The sequence below is a fragment of the Pseudomonas sp. MPB03 genome (genome assembly GCF_046605385.1).
Classification (GTDB): domain Bacteria; phylum Pseudomonadota; class Gammaproteobacteria; order Pseudomonadales; family Pseudomonadaceae; genus Aquipseudomonas; species Aquipseudomonas zanjanensis.
Genome location: NZ_CP176770.1, coordinates 1,768,999 through 1,783,582, shown reverse-complemented (window position 1 = coordinate 1,783,582; position 14,584 = coordinate 1,768,999). Strand labels below are relative to the sequence as shown.

The window sequence follows — 14,584 nt, the reverse complement described above, 5'->3', positions numbered from 1 at the left end:
GAACGAGGGGGGACCGGCTGAAATGTGAGTAGAATTTTCGCCGACTCGTTGCTGTCAGACCAGACAGGTGCATCCAATAAGGAAACACGGCAATGACGTTCGCAAAAGTCGCGCAAAAACTATCCCTTTGGGCGGGGAGCCCCAAAACCTTTCTAGGCGCCATCGTGTTGTTGTCGATCTGGGCCGCCAGCGGACCTTTCTTCGGCTTCAACGACACCTGGCAACTCATCATCAACACCTCGACCACCATCATCACCTTCCTGATGGTGTTCCTGATCCAGAACACCCAGAACCGCGATACGGACATCTTGCATTTGAAAGTAGATGAATTGCTGCGGGCGTCCAAGGACGCACAGAACGCAATGCTCGGCCTCGAGTCGCTAGACCTCAAGCAACTTGAAGCGCTGCGCAAGCGCTATCAAGACATGGGCAAGGACGAAGCCAAGGGCCTTGATGGCGTGGAACAAAAGAACAAGATCGACCTGAACCAGTGCTGATGCCTATGCGCGAGTGGCGCCAACCACTCGCGCATCTGTCAGGTATCAAGGCAGCGGGTTACCGCCCGTCACGCCAAATACTTCCCCGGTGATGTAACTCGACTCCTGCGATGCCAGCAGGACATAGAGCGGCGCGCACTCGGCCGGTTGGCCCGGGCGCTTCATCGGTACCTGGGAGCCAAAGGTGGGAATCTTTTCCCGAGGTTGACCGCCGCTCGGTTGCAGCACGGTCCAGATCGGCCCCGGTGCCACGGCATTGACCCGGATGCCCTTGCCAATGACCTGTCCAGCCAGCGCCTTGGTAAACGCTACGATGGCCGCTTTGGTGGTGGCATAATCCAGCAAGGTCGCGGACGGGTCGTAGGATTGGATCGAGGCGGTATTGATAATGGTCGCTCCCGCCGGCATCAGCGGCACCGCAGCCTTGCAGATCCAGAACATCGCATAGATGTTGGTCTTCATGGTGTCGTCAAACTGCGCAGTGGTGATGTCGGCAATGTCTTTTTGCGCTTCCTGCTTACCGGCAACGTTTACGAGGATATCCAGCCCGTCGAGCTGTTGTTGCGCCATCTTGACCATTTGCACACAGAACGCTTCGTCCTTGAGGTCGCCAGGAATCGCAATCGCCTTGCGGCCCTCGGCTTCGATCAACTCAATGACTTGCCGGGCGTCGCGCTCTTCGCTGGGTAGATAGTTGATCGCCACATCGGCACCTTCCCGGGCGTAGGCGATCGCCGCGGCGCGACCAATCCCCGAGTCACCACCGGTGACCAGCGCCTTGCGCCCCTCCAGGCGGCCGAAACCTTGGTAACTTTTTTCGCCATGATCGGGTTGCGGCAGCATGTCCTGATCGATGCCAGGCGGCGATTGCGGTTGGTCGGGAAATTCCGGGCGAGGATATTGGGTCAGCGGGTTCTGCATCGCGTATTGGTTGGGTTCTCGGCGTGTGGACATCGAGGTTCTCCTTTTCGGCGGGCAAAATCTGCCGGGACGCTGACGTCCCGGTCCTGAATGTAAAACCGGACGCGGCAGGTCAACGGCTGGCCTGCAGCGCCCTGGCCATTTCGAGATGGGTCTGCAATTTAGGCAGGGTTTCGTCGGCGAAAGCCTTGATTTCCGGCACTTCGGTGGTCTGGGCTTGCTGCTGGATCTGCGCGATGGCCTCCTCGGTCGCCTTGATCTGGCTGGCAGCATACGCGGCCTCGAACGACTCGCCTTCCTGTACCTGCGGGATCAGCGTCTTGGCCTTGTCAGCCACTTCTTCCCGGGGGGCGACAGGCAAGTCGAGCTTCTTGGCGATCTTCGCCAGGTGTTGATTGGCGGTGGTGCGGTCGTTGATCACCATGATGGTGTAGTCCTTGACCTCCCTGGATTCGGCTTTCCCATGGGCCATGCGACTGGCCTCGATGTCGGCCATGCCTTTGGCAGACGCATCGTTGATGAATTCGACAGGCGATTGGGCCCAGGCACTGTTGGCACCCAGGCCCATCAGCACGACGAGACTGGTGGTGCGAAATAAACTGGCCATACGGCTCATGATCGCGCCCTCCTCTGATAAAAGTTCTGGTGGGTTATCCACCTTGAATCAGAACCAACCCAGAATATTCAGCGACACTTCCGACCCGGCTTTCGGCCAATTTCGGCTTTCGACGGGCTTCTATCGACGGTCGTGATGGTGGTTCTCCCACTTTTGCGACCTGCTTCGGACACCTTCGTTCGATCATGGGCACTGTTTGTCGGATAAATACTGCTTGAACCAGGCATGGTTCAGCCCTCCGTATTCGTGAATGCCGGGCGCGCGAGCCCTGCCCTATATTCGAATGGGATGCGGGCTGAAGGTTTGAGAAAGCTGCGGGCGCCACGACGAACGGTGACGCGTTTTCAGATGCCGAACGCCCGGTGATTGTGGCGTTTGGCGGCGTACATCGCCTCGTCGGCGTGGCGGAACAGTGCGATGTCTTCAGTGCCATGGTCGGGAAAGCAGGCCACGCCGATGCTCGGTTCGATGCTCAAGCAATGCCCGTCCAGACGCAGCGGCTGGGCCAGTGCATGATGGATTTTGTCCTGCACGCGATGGGCATCCTCCAAGGTCTGGATGCTGTGCAGCAGGACCACGAATTCATCTCCACCAATACGCGCCACGGTGTCGGTGTCGCGGATACAGCCCTTCAGGCGACTGGCCACCGCTTGCAGCAGCATGTCGCCCACGCCGTGGCCATAGGTGTCGTTGACCTGCTTGAAACGATCCAGGTCGATATACAGCAAGGCCATGCGCCCAGACGCAGCACGAGCGGCCGCCACTGCGCACTTGAACCGCTCACGGAGCAATTCGCGGTTGGGCACCTGGGTCAACTGATCGTACTGAGCCATGTGCTGCAACCGGGCGTGCAACTGCTTGCGCTCGATGGCGACGGTGATTTGTGCGCAAACGTATTGCAACAGCTCCTTGTCCTGTTCGGTGTAGCGTTCGTTGTCCGGCGCACTCTTGACGATCAGCGCGCCAATCGTGCCGCTCTGGGCGTTCAGCGGCACGCCCAGCCAGCATGGCGCGTCCGGTTGCGCCATCAGGTCGTCGAACCCCGCAGGCAACGAGCTGCCACCGGGCGTCAGGAGGATCGGCTGGCCACTGCGAATCACCTCGGCGCACAAACGCCCGGTGACCGTGCCCGGCAATTCGGGCTGCCCTTCCCGGTCATCGACGTGATAGGGGAAATTCAACTGTGAGCATTGTTCGTCATACAGCGCCACCGAGAAATTCAGCGCCGGCAGCCACTCGCCAATAATCAGGTGGATGCGCTTGAACAGCGCCAGCAAGTCAGCCGCGGCATGGGCCGCTTCGGAAATCGCATACAACGCCGCTTGCCGGGACTCGGCCTGCTTGCGTTCAGTGATGTCCCGGGCCACGGCAATGCGCAGTTGGTCCACCGGCGACCAGCGCGCCGACCACAGGATGTGCACCACCCGCCCGTCCTTGCGCAGGTAGCGGTTCTCGAAATTGAGCTTGGGCTCGCCCCCCATGATTTCCCGCGCCGCCTCGAGGGTCCGCTGGCGGTCGGCAGGGTGCACCAGATCGATCATCGGCTGGCCGATCAGCTCCTGCGGGGTGTAGCCGAAAATACGCTCGCAGGCGGCACTGACAAACACGAAACGCCCTTGACCGTCGACGGCACACACGGCGTCCAGCAGAAGGTCGATGTAGCTGGCCAGCGGCGCGGAACTTGAAGTGTCCATGGGGCTGGAGGTCATCCGGGTAATGCAGCGGTGAGCGAAGCGGGGGATGGTCAGTTCGTGACGCCGACACAACCAGCGAGACCGACGCGGCCAATACCGATGAGGATAGCGCAGGCAATCAACCGTAGGGGATGAGCGTCGATATCGAGACGAACATTCACACAGACGATGAAGACCAACGGGGCTGGCGACTCTCTAAGGACGTGTAGTATGTTGTATTACAAACCACTACATCGAGACCATCATGTCCATCATGTCATTGCGATTGCCCGATGAAGTCGCCGAAACCCTAGCGGTATTGGCCAAGGCTACCGGGCGCAGCAAGTCATTCCTGGCAGTCGATGCGCTACGCGAATACCTGGCCCGTGAAGCCTGGCAGATCAAGGAAATCCAAGAAGCCTTGCATGAGGCAGATGCGGGTGATTTCGCCAGCCCCGAGGATGTCGACGCGATTGCCGAAAAATGGATGAACAATGCAGGTTGAGTGGCTGCGTACTGCCCTCAAGAATCTGGACGACGAAGCCGCTTATATTGCGTTGGACAATCCAAAAGCAGCGGCGCACTTCATCAAGGCAATCCTCACGAGCGTCGAGCAACTCGCCCAATTCCCAGCGTCCGGTCGTGAAGGCCGCCTGGCGGGAACCCGTGAATGGGTTGTCCCCGACCGTCCGTACCTGATTCCCTATCGCGTTCGCCACGGGCGCGTGCAAATCCTGCGACTGTTCCATACGCGACGGCTGCCGCCCAACGCCTGGTAGGCCACTCACTCGACTCGCCACGCCCCATCACGACTCCGTAAAAAACACCATGCCGGCATACGGTGCCTGCCGACAAGCCTTCAACCGCGACGCGAGGTCGCCCACATGGACCTCCAGCTTGTGCCCGTCGGGGTCGAGAAAGTAGAACGAATCCCCCTCGCTGCGGTTGTCTCGCCACGACGACACCTGGGCCGCGTTCAGCCGCGCCACCAGCAGCGGGAGATGGTCGGCGCCGATGCTGAACGCGTAATGGGTGTAGTCCGCCGCCGGCTCGGGCCCGCGTAACGGGTCGAGAGACAGGCACAACCACAACCCCGGCAGCGACAAATACGCCCCGCTGTTCCATTTGGCCTCAAGACGCAGCTGCAAGAGCTCGCCATAAAAAGCCACACTGCGATCCAGATCGGTGACCGCAAGGGTCAGATGATTGAGACCTGAGAGCATCAGCAAGCTACCTTCCGAAAAGAGTGATAACCCAGCGGGCTTGGGGCAAACCGAGGATGCTCCCAGGCTCCGACATCACCGATGGATTCCCCGTCCAAGGTCCTAGTGGCCTGTGTGGCTAATTCGTGCACTCAAATTAACCGTACAGGCCACTAGGCAAAGTCCTACGCAGAAATCTCCAGTGACACGCAAGCACGCCGGAAACAGCCGATTCAAAGCCCTGCACAACAATCTGTAAAGTCTGGAAACACGCCGCAATCGAAACACCCCACGGACAGCACCCTCCACCAAGGAATGTACTCGCACCATGAACCAGACGGCTCAATCACCTCATTACTTCACCAACTACCGCAAGCTCATTTCCCTCGCAGACCGGGATTGGCAGAGCACCGAAGCCGGGAAAGTCTCAGGCCTGAATGTCGAGGTCAGGACACCCAACGTCCTGGTCGACCAATACGGTCGGACCTTTCATCACTTCTGCACCACGTCCTACCTGGGCCTGGACTATCACCCCGCGCTGCTGGACGGCGCCATGACCGCCCTGTGGGAAGCCGGGACCCTACGGGTCGCCAATTCAAGGAATCGCTGCAAGCTGGCGATCCTGGACCAGTACGAAACCCAGTTATCGGAGCTGTTTGGCGCCAGTTGCCTCAGCGCCCTGTCTTGCAGTGCGGCGAGCGCCGGGATCCTGCCGCTGCTGGCCAGCGGCGCATTCACGCAAAATCGGGCGCCCGTCATGGTGTTCGACAAACAGGCCCATTATTCGATGAACCACAGCAAGGCCGCCTGCGCCGACGAAACCCAGGTCATCACCTGCCCGCACAACGACATGGATTTCATCGAGGACGTGTGCAAACGCCAGCGCGAGGTGGCGTATGTAGCCGACGGCGCCTACAGCATGGGCGGGATGGCGGACCTGGACAGCCTGATGTACCTCAAGCAGCGCTATGGCCTGTTTCTTTACCTGGACGATTCCCACGCCCTGTCTGCGGTCGGGGAATCCGGCGCCGGCCTTGTCCGTTCGCGCATCCCGGCGGTGGACGAGCGCACCCTGGTCGTCGCCTCGCTGGCCAAGTCATTCGGCGCCAGTGGCGGGCTGGTCATGTTTGGCAGTGAACGGCACAAGGCGCTGGTGCAGCGTTACGGTGGACCGAGCAATTGGTCCCAGAGCCTGAACGCAGCGGCCATCGGTGCCGGCATGGCTTCGATCCGCCTGCACCGCAGTCTGGAATTCAGCGCCTTGCAGGCGCGTTTGCAGGCTAATATCCGCCTCTTCGACAGCCTCGTGCGGACCGGACAGCGCGGCACTCCCATGGCGATCCGTATGGTGCCTTGCGGTGAAGCATCCCTGGCCAACAGCCTGGCGATCGAATTGGCCGAACTGGGGTATTTCACCTCGGCGGTGTTTTTTCCCGTGGTGCCGCAAGGCAAGGCCGCCATTCGCATTACCCTGCGCGCCGACATGGAGCCTGACGTGATTCGCTCGTTTTGCGAAAAGATCACCGAACTGCTGCTGACCCACGGGCGTGACCTCCGCCCCTGAGACAGGACGCTTGATGAAGAACCGTACAACCCTGATCGTCACTTGCACCACCGTCTTCCTGGCACAACTGGGCATGAGCATCTATTTGCCCGCCCTGCCGGATATCGCCCGGGATATCGGTGCCGACGCGTCCCGGGTGTCATGGGGCCTGTCGGTGTACTTGATCGGCATGGCGCTGCCCATGTTGCTGTGGGGCAGCCTGAGCCAGCGCCTGGGGCGCAAGCCGGTCTTGCTGGTGGCTTTGGGGTTGTACGGCCTGGGCAACCTGGCCTTGCCGCTGGGCACGACAATCGAGGCGTTCCTGACGCTTCGGTTGATCCAGGGCATCGGCGCCAGCGGTATCTCGGTGATGGCGCGGGTCCTGATTCGTGACAGCTTCAGCGGTGACCTGCTGGCCAAGGCCCTGTCCTGGATATCGATCGCCTTTGTGATTGCCCTCGGTATTGGCCAGTACCTGGGCTCGCTGATCCAGGCGGCTTTCGGCTGGGAGGCGATTTTCCAGGGATTGGGCGCCGTCAGCCTGGCCATGGCAGCGGCGGTGTCCAGGGCCCGTTTCCCGGTGCTGATACAGGCCAGCAACGGGCAATCTGCGTGGGGTATCTACGGGCAGATATTCCGGCAGCGGGCGTTCCTGCTGCCGGCCTTGGCCGGTGGGCTGGGTTACGGCGTGATCGTCGCCTTCAATACCGCCGCGCCGCTGATCCTGCAGGAGAGCTTCCACTGGTCGGCCATTGAATACGGCTTGCTGGGCTGGCCGATCAGTGCCGCGTACCTGCTCGGGGCACTGGCGGTGAATGCCTTTGTGCTGCGCACCGGTCAACGGCGAATGATGGGCTGGGGCATCGCGCTGGTGCTCGGCGGCAGCATGACCATGCTGGCAGGCAGCCTCACCCTGAGCGGTATCGCGTTGCTCTTCTGGCTGCCTTACTGCTTCGCGGTGTTCGGCCAGTCGTTGATCTACCCCATCAGCCTGTCCCTGGCCAATGAAGGCTCACCGGTGGCCGGCGCTTATGCCATGGCATTGAGCGGGTTCCTGCATCAACTGATGGCGTCGGTGATCGGCGCCATGGCCAGCCTGCTGTTGAGCCAGCAAGCCTGGCCGCTGGCGGCGTTGTGCGCACTGCTGGGGGCGACGGCGATGCTCTGTGTGAGGTTCGTGCCGCCCCGGGTCGCTTAGGCTTTTTACGAAAAGTGCCTGCGCGACTTTTCATACAAAGCCTAGAACGCGCTGCGGAAAATCTCTTCGACCTGCCGCTGGTCCGCCGCCCGTGGGTTGGTCAGGCCACACGCGTCTTTCAAGGCGTTGGCGGCCAGCACCGGAACGTCGTTGAGGCGCACGCCCAAATCACGCAAACCGGCCGGAATGTCCACGTCCTGGGCCAGGCTGCGGATCGCCGCAATAGCGTTCCGGGCTCCCTCTTCCGGGCTGAAACCCCGTGTATCGGCGCCCATGGCATGGGCCACGTCGGTCAGGCGAGCGGCGCACACCGAGGCGTTGAAACTCTGTACATGGGGCAACAGCACGGCATTGCACACGCCGTGAGGCAAGTCGTAAAAACCACCCAGTTGATGCGCCATCGCGTGCACGAAACCCAACGACGCATTGTTGAACGCCATCCCCGCGAGAAATTGCGCATAGGCCATGTTTTCCCGCGCCGCCAGATCGGTGCCGTCGCGCACGGCCAGGCGCAGGTTGTTGCTGATCAGGGTAATGGCCTTCAGGGCGCAGGCATCGGTAATCGGCGTGGCGGCGGTGGAGACATAAGCCTCGATCGCATGGGTCAGCGCATCCATGCCAGTGGCGGCCGTCAGGCCCTTGGGCATCGCCACCATCAACGCTGGGTCATTCACCGACATCAGCGGGGTCACGTTGCGATCGACAATCGCCATTTTCACGTGGCGGGTCTCGTCGGTGATGATGCAGAAACGGGTCATCTCGCTGGCGGTGCCCGCCGTGGTGTTGATGGCGATCAGCGGCAGTTGCGGCTTGCTCGAACGGTCCACCCCTTCATAGTCACGGATCTGTCCGCCGTTGGTGGCGCACAGGGCGATGCCCTTGGCGCAATCGTGGGGTGAACCGCCGCCCAGGGACACGACGAAATCGCACTGGCTTTCCTTGAGCAAGCCCAGCCCGAGCTCGACATTGGCAATGCTCGGGTTGGGCTTGGCACCGTCGAAAATCACCGAGTCGACGTCCTGCAGCGCCAACAACTCGGCCACCTTGGTGGCGACGCCGGCCTTGGCCAGCCCTGCGTCGGTGACGATCAGCGCCTTGCGAAAGCCGTAGTTGCGGATAGCGGTCATGGCCTCGTCGAGGCAACCCAGACCCATGATGTTCACGGCGGGAATGAAAAAAGTGCTGCTCATGGGGTCACGCTCCTGGAAGAGGCCGAATCGGCAGGGGCGTACAGGATTGACCGAGTAGTCACAACGTATCTTGATCTGGCTCAAGACTGGGTCGTGATAAAGTCGCGGCCTGCCTTTGCCACGTTTTGAGATGATCCTTGCGATGACCGATTTCCAGGAATACGACACCCGGCTCGAAGACTGGGAGGCCTTGTGCGCCGACACTGCCTTCAGCGGCCTGCTGCTGGGCAATGGCGCCAGCCGTGCGGTGTGGGACGATTTCGGCTATGACTCGCTGTTCGAAAATGCCCGTACCGTCGAGGAAAAACCCTTGAGCCCGTCGGAACTGAGCGTGTTCGACGCGATGCAGACGCGCAGCTTCGAACAGGTGCTCGGGGCGCTGAAAACCACCAGTCGGGTCAACAAGGCCCTGGCCGTCAGCTCCGCCGCCCCGCGTAACCGCTACTACGCAATCAAGGAAGCGCTGATCAACACCGTGCACGCGGTGCATATCCCGTGGCGGCTGGTGCAGCCATCGACCCTTGCGACAATCAATCAGGAACTGAGCCGCTACCGCACGGTGTTCACCACCAATTACGACTTGCTCAATTACTGGGCGATCCAGCATGGGGCCGAGACCCTCAGCGATCTGTTCTTTGGCGATGACCACAATTTCGACCTGAGCCAGGCGAGCGCGGACAAACCACGCCTGCTGTACCTCCACGGCGGCCTGCATCTGGTGCGCAACCAGGACGGCACGGCGCGCAAGCTCACGTCCACCGAAGGCACCTTGCTGGGCAGTTTCGCCATCAACAACACGATCAAGACCCTCGACGACGTGCCGCTGTTCGTCAATGAAGGTCCCAGCACCGACAAGCTCAAGACCATCCGCAGCAGCGATTACCTGTCGTTCTGCTACGACCAGTTGCTGCAGCATGGCGATAATCTGTGCCTGTTCGGCCATGCCCTCGGCGAGCAGGATCGGCACATTGTCCATGCCCTGCGCCTGGCCGCCCCGAAAACCGTGGCGGTTTCGATCTATCCGCGAAGCCAGGCGTTCATCCAGCATCAGAAGCGGCATTACGCCAAGGTGTTCGAGGGGCTGGACGTACAATTGCACTTCTTCGATGCCAAGAGCCATCCGTTGGGCGATCCGAAATTGTCGGTGCCGGTGGAGGTTTAGCCTCGCAAGGCTGACCTTAAGCTCAACCCTTCAGGTCAGCGTGTGTGGCGAGGGAGCTTGCTCCCGCTCGGCTCTGTAGGAGCTGGCGAAGCCTGCGATCTTTTGATCTTTCGCCTTGAGACTCAATTGTCTGGGACAAGATCGCAGCCTCGTTGCACTCGACAGCTCCTACAGCATTTACAGCCGAGCGGGAACAAGCTCCCATAGAGATGAATTCAGAGCGCAGCCACCGTCTTGTCCTTGATGACCGTCGTCAGTCCATTGGCCTTGACGCTAGCGATGCCTTTGTCCCGGGCTGCATCTGATGAATACGCCTCACTGCTGCCAATCACTTCGTGGTTGCCGGCCTTGAGGTTGAAGTACGGATGGCCGTCCTTGGTGGTCTTGAGTTCATAGCGTTCGGCCAACGGGCTGTTTTTCTGCACCGAAGCGATGCCGCCGTCGGCGCCACTGCGGGTGGTGTACAACTCGCTGGTCAGGATTGTCTCGGCGTTGGCCGCCTTGAGCACAAAACGAAACTGGCCGCTGCTGCTTTTGCTGACTTCGTACCATCCGGACATGATTGTTCTCCAGGCAATGAGGACATGCCCCGAGAGTAAAGACCCGCTGCGCTTGTCCCGCCAGTCCGTTACTACAAAGTGATGGCCGTGCCCAGCAGGGTCAGGAATCCCGCCAGCCAGTTCGGGTGCGCAGGCCAGGCCGGTGCGGTCGCCAGGTTGCCCTGGACATGGCCTTGGGTCACGGGAATGTCCATATAGGTCCCGCCCGCCAGCCGGACTTCCGGAGCGCACGCTGGGTAGGCGCTGCATTCGCGCCCTTCGAGGATGCCCGCCGCCGCCAGCAATTGAGCACCGTGGCACACCGCGGCAATCGGCTTGCCCGCCAGATCGAAATCACGCACCAGTTGCAGGACGGCTTCGTTCAGGCGCAGGTATTCCGGCGCCCGGCCACCCGGCACCAGCAGCGCGTCGTAGTCGGCCGCCTGGACGTTGGCGAAGTCATGGTTGAGGGCGAACAAGTGCCCCGGTTTTTCGCTGTAGGTCTGGTCGCCTTCGAAATCGTGGATCGCCGTGCGCACCGTTTGGCCTGCGGTTTTGTCCGGGCACACGGCGTGCACGGTGTGGCCGATCATCTGCAGGGCCTGGAACGGCACCATGACTTCATAATCTTCGACGTAATCGCCGACCAGCATCAGGATTTTCTTGGCGGCCATGGGAAGGACTCCTTTGGGAATGCGTGAGGGGTGGACGCATTAAAGGTAGTCCGGTACGTCGGTAGGTGAGGGATAAGCGCTGATAACCTGACGGACTGCACCTCTGCCCTTTGTGGGAGCGAGCTTGCTCGCGATTCAAGCGATACGGTGTTTCAGGCACACCGAGTTATCGTTTCATCGCGAGCAAGCTCGCTCCCACAGGAGGTCAGTGTTGTCAGGCGAGGTAACCATCCGCCCGCAGCAGCGTTTCGAGGCAGTGCTCGGTGATGTGGTAGAAGGCCTTGAGTTCTTCGATTTTTGCCAGCAGCTCGGTGGGGTCCGCCGGTTCGGCGCGTTTGACGGCCAGGATCATCTTGTTCTTGTTGGTGTGGTCCAGGGAGATGAACTCGAACACCTTGGTCTCGTAGCCACACGCTTCGAGGAACAGCGCCCGCAAGCTGTCAGTGACCATTTCCGCTTGCTGGCCCAGGTGCAGGCCGTATTGCAGCATCGGCTTGAGCAGCGCCGGGCTCTGGATCTGCAGGCGGATCTGCTTGTGGCAGCACGGCGAGCACATGATGATCGAGGCGCCCGAGCGAATGCCCATGTGGATCGCGTAGTCGGTGGCGATGTCGCAGGCGTGCAAGGCGATCATCACATCCACCGCGCTCGGCGCCACGCTGCGCACGTCACCGTGCTGGAAGCTCAGGCCCGGGTGCTCCAGGCGCGCGGCGGCTTCGTTGCAGAGCTTGACCATGTCTTCGCGCAGCTCGACCCCTGTCACCACGCCCTCGGCCTGCAAGGTGTTGCGCAGGTAGTCATGGATGGCGAAGGTCAGGTAGCCCTTGCCCGAACCGAAATCCGAGACCCGCACCGGTTTGTCCAAGGCCAGGGGCGAAGACGTCAGCGCATGGCTGAAGACCTCGATGAACTTGTTGATTTGCTTCCACTTGCGCGACATCGCCGGAATCAGCTCGTGCTTGTGGTTGGTCACGCCCAGGTCAGCCAAAAATGGCCGGCTCAGGTCGAGGAAGCGATTTTTCTCACGGTTGTGCTCGGCAGACGGCACTTCCCGCAGTTGCTGGGGCTTGCTCTTGAATAGCGAGCTCTTGCCCTTCTTGCTGTACTCCAGCTGCGCCTCGTCGGTGACCGCCAGCAAATGCGCGTTCTTGAACGACGCCGGCAACAGCGCGGCGATGGTGTCCACGCCTTCGGCCAGTGGGAAATTCTTGGTGATGTCGCGGGTCTTGTAGCGGTAGACGAAGGACAGGCATGGCTGGTCCTTGACCGTCAGCTGCTTGATGATCAGCCGCTGGAGGTCCGCTTCGTCCCCCACGTACTTGGCCAGTACCAGTTTGATGAAAGCGTTTTGTTCAAGGCTGGTGCGCAGCAGCTCGATGAATTGGGCGTGGTGATCCGGCGCGGGACGGGCTGGAGTTGCGGTGGCGGACATGAACAAGCGGCCTCGGGGCGGGCAGATCGGGAATGGCGGGTATTTTAGGGGGGATGGGCAGCGAGGGCACGGGGAATTTCCCCAGTGGTCGAAAATCCAGGCCCTTTTTATGAAGGCCCGGCTTTTGCGGCTCACTGAACTTTTTGTGGCTCACTGGGGCATTTGTGGCTCACTGGGGCATTTGTGGCTCACTGGAGCTTTTGTGGCGAGGGAGCTTGCTCCCGCTGGACCGCGAAGCGGTCCCCATCGGTTCCAAGGTCGGGCAACGAGCTCGCAAATCTACGACTGCTTCGCAGCCGAGCGGGAGCAAGCTCTCATCAAACAAAATCCATCCCCTTGTTCTCCAAAGCTTTTTAAGCCGCGACCAATCGAACACCCAGCTTTGTAGCCTTACGCTGTAAGGCTCTAAGCTGACGATCACGACTTTTGGCCTCGTACTCGTCCATATCCTGCGCCACGTAAGGCTGTCCCTTGGTCAGCATGGCGTAGATCAGGCGGGCCAGCTGGTGAGCCGTAGCCTTAATGGCGCAGGCCGTATCCATGCGAGCCAATCGGGCGCGGTGACTGGCACCGATAAAACTTTTATCGGTGCGGGCGCTAGAGGCCGCCTGCTTCAACGCTTGTGCCGCCCGGTTAAATACCTTGGGGACATGACCGGGCAAGGGTTTTCCCCCCGATATTCGGGTTGAGGGCGCTACCCCCAACCAAGAACTGAAATGTTGCTCAGTCGGAAAACGCGACAAATCAGGTCCGACTTCGCTCGCCAGAACCAAGGCAGATTCGATTCCGATGGTGGGAATCGCGGTCAGGTCCACGCCCATGATTCTCACAAGTGCCTGGTGCAAGCTGGCCTGTTCATCTGCCGAGCGATGCGGGCTACGCAGTGGCTTGGTGGGTTGCGGGGGCTCATGGTTCAGCACTGGGAGTCGATCAAGTGCCTGAGTGATGGCCTGATCACATTCGGCAATCTGCTTCTCAAGGAAATCATGAGCAGCCACCTCCTGAGCCAAAGCATGCAGATGCTCGACTCGCCAGTTACCGTGCAGGCTGCGGGCAATGGTTTGGTGATCGGCCTTGATACGGCCGTCTCGGAAGTTGGCCAAGACTTGAGGGTCACGCTCGCCATCGATGATGGCCTTGATGATTTTCATCCCTGTCACGCCAGCAATATTGCTGATGACATTGGCTAACTGAATATTCATCTGCGTCAGGGCTTTTTGCATGCGGTTGATGGTCTTGGCTTGATCACGAACCTTCATGGCCCGCTGGCGAACCAATGATCGCATCGAGCAAATATCATCAGCGGGTCGGAAAGCACCTCTGAGTAAGCCATGGGTCATGAGTTGCCAGATCCACTGGCAATCCAGAACATCGGATTTACGCCCGCTTATCTGACGAGTTGCACGGGAGTTGACCAGGTACACCTCAAAGCCCCTTGAATCGAGAAGCTCGAACAGGGGTATCCAGTAAACGCCAGTGGCCTCCATCGCCACGACCTTGATTTTCAGCGATTCCAGCCATTCGGCCAGCCTCACCAAATCCTCAGTGAAGGCCGGAAAACAGCGAACAGGCTTGTCGCTTTGATCGGGATTGACGCCAACCCAGTGCTCGCGGCTGCCGATATCGATACCGGCACAATGAGGGTGAATCACTTCAAATCGTTTCTGCTGCTTCTTGCGCGCCATGACAATTCCTCGCAGGATTGAATGGCGCGCGGGGAACACGGTGGCGAACGGATTCACTCTCTCATACGTGGTCACAGCTTGCTGTGCCTACAACGACTCCACGCCGATACCGTGCCGGCCACTCTCCCTCGCGGGTGCGGACACACCAGTGATAGCTACGGCCTCTTTCCCCGCGCGCACCCAATCTTAAGCCGAGCACTTGTTTGCTGCGCGACAGCGCAGCGTCGGCGACGCGGCGGGGACTCCCTCGCC

The 14,584-nt window shown here is 60.4% G+C and carries 15 protein-coding genes; 6 read left to right on the top strand and 9 right to left on the bottom strand.

Features of this window, described 5'->3' with window-relative positions; genetic code table 11:
- The first annotated feature begins 92 nt into the window (after positions 1-92).
- Positions 93-497 carry a low affinity iron permease family protein gene (locus ACLH0I_RS07865; RefSeq protein ID WP_250962718.1) on the top strand — a complete coding sequence of 135 codons (405 nt, stop codon included), beginning with the start codon at positions 93-95 and terminating at the stop codon, positions 495-497.
- 45 nt (positions 498-542) lie between these two features.
- Here ACLH0I_RS07865 and ACLH0I_RS07860 read toward each other — a convergent pair whose 3' ends face one another.
- The 3 genes from ACLH0I_RS07860 to ACLH0I_RS07850 form a co-directional block, all read right to left on the bottom strand.
- Entirely contained in the window at positions 543-1,451 is a 909-nt protein-coding gene (locus ACLH0I_RS07860) for an SDR family oxidoreductase (protein WP_207965300.1), read from the bottom strand.
- Between the two features lie 79 nt (positions 1,452-1,530).
- On the bottom strand, positions 1,531-2,034 hold the full coding sequence (locus ACLH0I_RS07855) for a DUF4142 domain-containing protein (protein WP_411386727.1): 504 nt from the start codon (positions 2,032-2,034) through the stop codon (positions 1,531-1,533).
- Positions 2,035-2,378: 344 nt separating this feature from the next.
- On the bottom strand, positions 2,379-3,728 hold the full coding sequence (locus tag ACLH0I_RS07850) for a diguanylate cyclase domain-containing protein (RefSeq protein ID WP_411386726.1): 1,350 nt from the start codon (positions 3,726-3,728) through the stop codon (positions 2,379-2,381).
- A gap of 244 nt (positions 3,729-3,972) precedes the next feature.
- On the opposite strand from ACLH0I_RS07850, the gene ACLH0I_RS07845 reads away from it, so the two are divergent.
- Together ACLH0I_RS07845 and ACLH0I_RS07840 are read left to right on the top strand one after the other, a co-directional pair.
- Positions 3,973-4,212: a CopG family ribbon-helix-helix protein gene (locus tag ACLH0I_RS07845; protein WP_250962715.1), complete on the top strand. Its 240-nt coding sequence runs from the start codon at positions 3,973-3,975 to the stop codon at positions 4,210-4,212.
- Complete coding sequence (locus ACLH0I_RS07840) at positions 4,202-4,486, top strand: type II toxin-antitoxin system RelE/ParE family toxin (RefSeq protein WP_250962714.1); 285 nt, start codon at positions 4,202-4,204, stop codon at positions 4,484-4,486. Before ACLH0I_RS07845 ends, ACLH0I_RS07840 begins: the two co-directional genes overlap by 11 nt.
- A 27-nt stretch (positions 4,487-4,513) precedes the next feature.
- On the opposite strand, the gene fos is transcribed toward ACLH0I_RS07840, so the two are convergent.
- Positions 4,514-4,930 carry a fosfomycin resistance glutathione transferase gene (gene fos, locus ACLH0I_RS07835; RefSeq protein ID WP_250962713.1) on the bottom strand — a complete coding sequence of 139 codons (417 nt, stop codon included), beginning with the start codon at positions 4,928-4,930 and terminating at the stop codon, positions 4,514-4,516.
- Positions 4,931-5,237: 307 nt separating this feature from the next.
- Here fos and ACLH0I_RS07830 point away from each other — a divergent pair, with 307 nt between their 5' ends.
- Complete coding sequence (locus ACLH0I_RS07830; protein ID WP_250962712.1) at positions 5,238-6,473, top strand: aminotransferase class I/II-fold pyridoxal phosphate-dependent enzyme; 1,236 nt, start codon at positions 5,238-5,240, stop codon at positions 6,471-6,473.
- Positions 6,474-6,486: 13 nt separating this feature from the next.
- Positions 6,487-7,650 (top strand): MFS transporter, encoded by a 1,164-nt coding sequence (locus ACLH0I_RS07825; RefSeq protein WP_411386725.1) that lies wholly within the window; start codon positions 6,487-6,489, stop codon positions 7,648-7,650.
- 41 nt (positions 7,651-7,691) lie between these two features.
- On the opposite strand, the gene yiaY is transcribed toward ACLH0I_RS07825, so the two are convergent.
- Entirely contained in the window at positions 7,692-8,840 is a 1,149-nt protein-coding gene (yiaY, locus tag ACLH0I_RS07820) for an L-threonine dehydrogenase (RefSeq protein WP_411386724.1), read from the bottom strand.
- A gap of 142 nt (positions 8,841-8,982) precedes the next feature.
- Between yiaY and ACLH0I_RS07815 the strand changes: the two genes are divergently transcribed.
- The gene (locus ACLH0I_RS07815; protein WP_411386723.1) at positions 8,983-10,002 is read left to right on the top strand and encodes a DUF4917 family protein; all 1,020 of its coding nucleotides are present in this window, start codon (positions 8,983-8,985) and stop codon (positions 10,000-10,002) included.
- 215 nt (positions 10,003-10,217) lie between these two features.
- Here ACLH0I_RS07815 and ACLH0I_RS07810 read toward each other — a convergent pair whose 3' ends face one another.
- The 4 genes from ACLH0I_RS07810 to ACLH0I_RS07795 form a co-directional block, all read right to left on the bottom strand.
- Positions 10,218-10,562, bottom strand: coding sequence for a YegP family protein (locus ACLH0I_RS07810; RefSeq protein WP_250962708.1), 345 nt, complete (start codon positions 10,560-10,562; stop codon positions 10,218-10,220).
- 71 nt (positions 10,563-10,633) lie between these two features.
- Positions 10,634-11,215, bottom strand: a complete 582-nt coding sequence (locus ACLH0I_RS07805; RefSeq protein WP_186704510.1) for a DJ-1/PfpI family protein — start codon at positions 11,213-11,215, stop codon at positions 10,634-10,636.
- Positions 11,216-11,429: 214 nt separating this feature from the next.
- Complete coding sequence (locus ACLH0I_RS07800) at positions 11,430-12,647, bottom strand: class I SAM-dependent methyltransferase (protein ID WP_411386722.1); 1,218 nt, start codon at positions 12,645-12,647, stop codon at positions 11,430-11,432.
- Between the two features lie 353 nt (positions 12,648-13,000).
- The gene (locus ACLH0I_RS07795; protein WP_411384783.1) at positions 13,001-14,332 is read right to left on the bottom strand and encodes an IS110 family transposase; all 1,332 of its coding nucleotides are present in this window, start codon (positions 14,330-14,332) and stop codon (positions 13,001-13,003) included.
- Between the last annotated feature and the right edge of the window lie 252 nt (positions 14,333-14,584).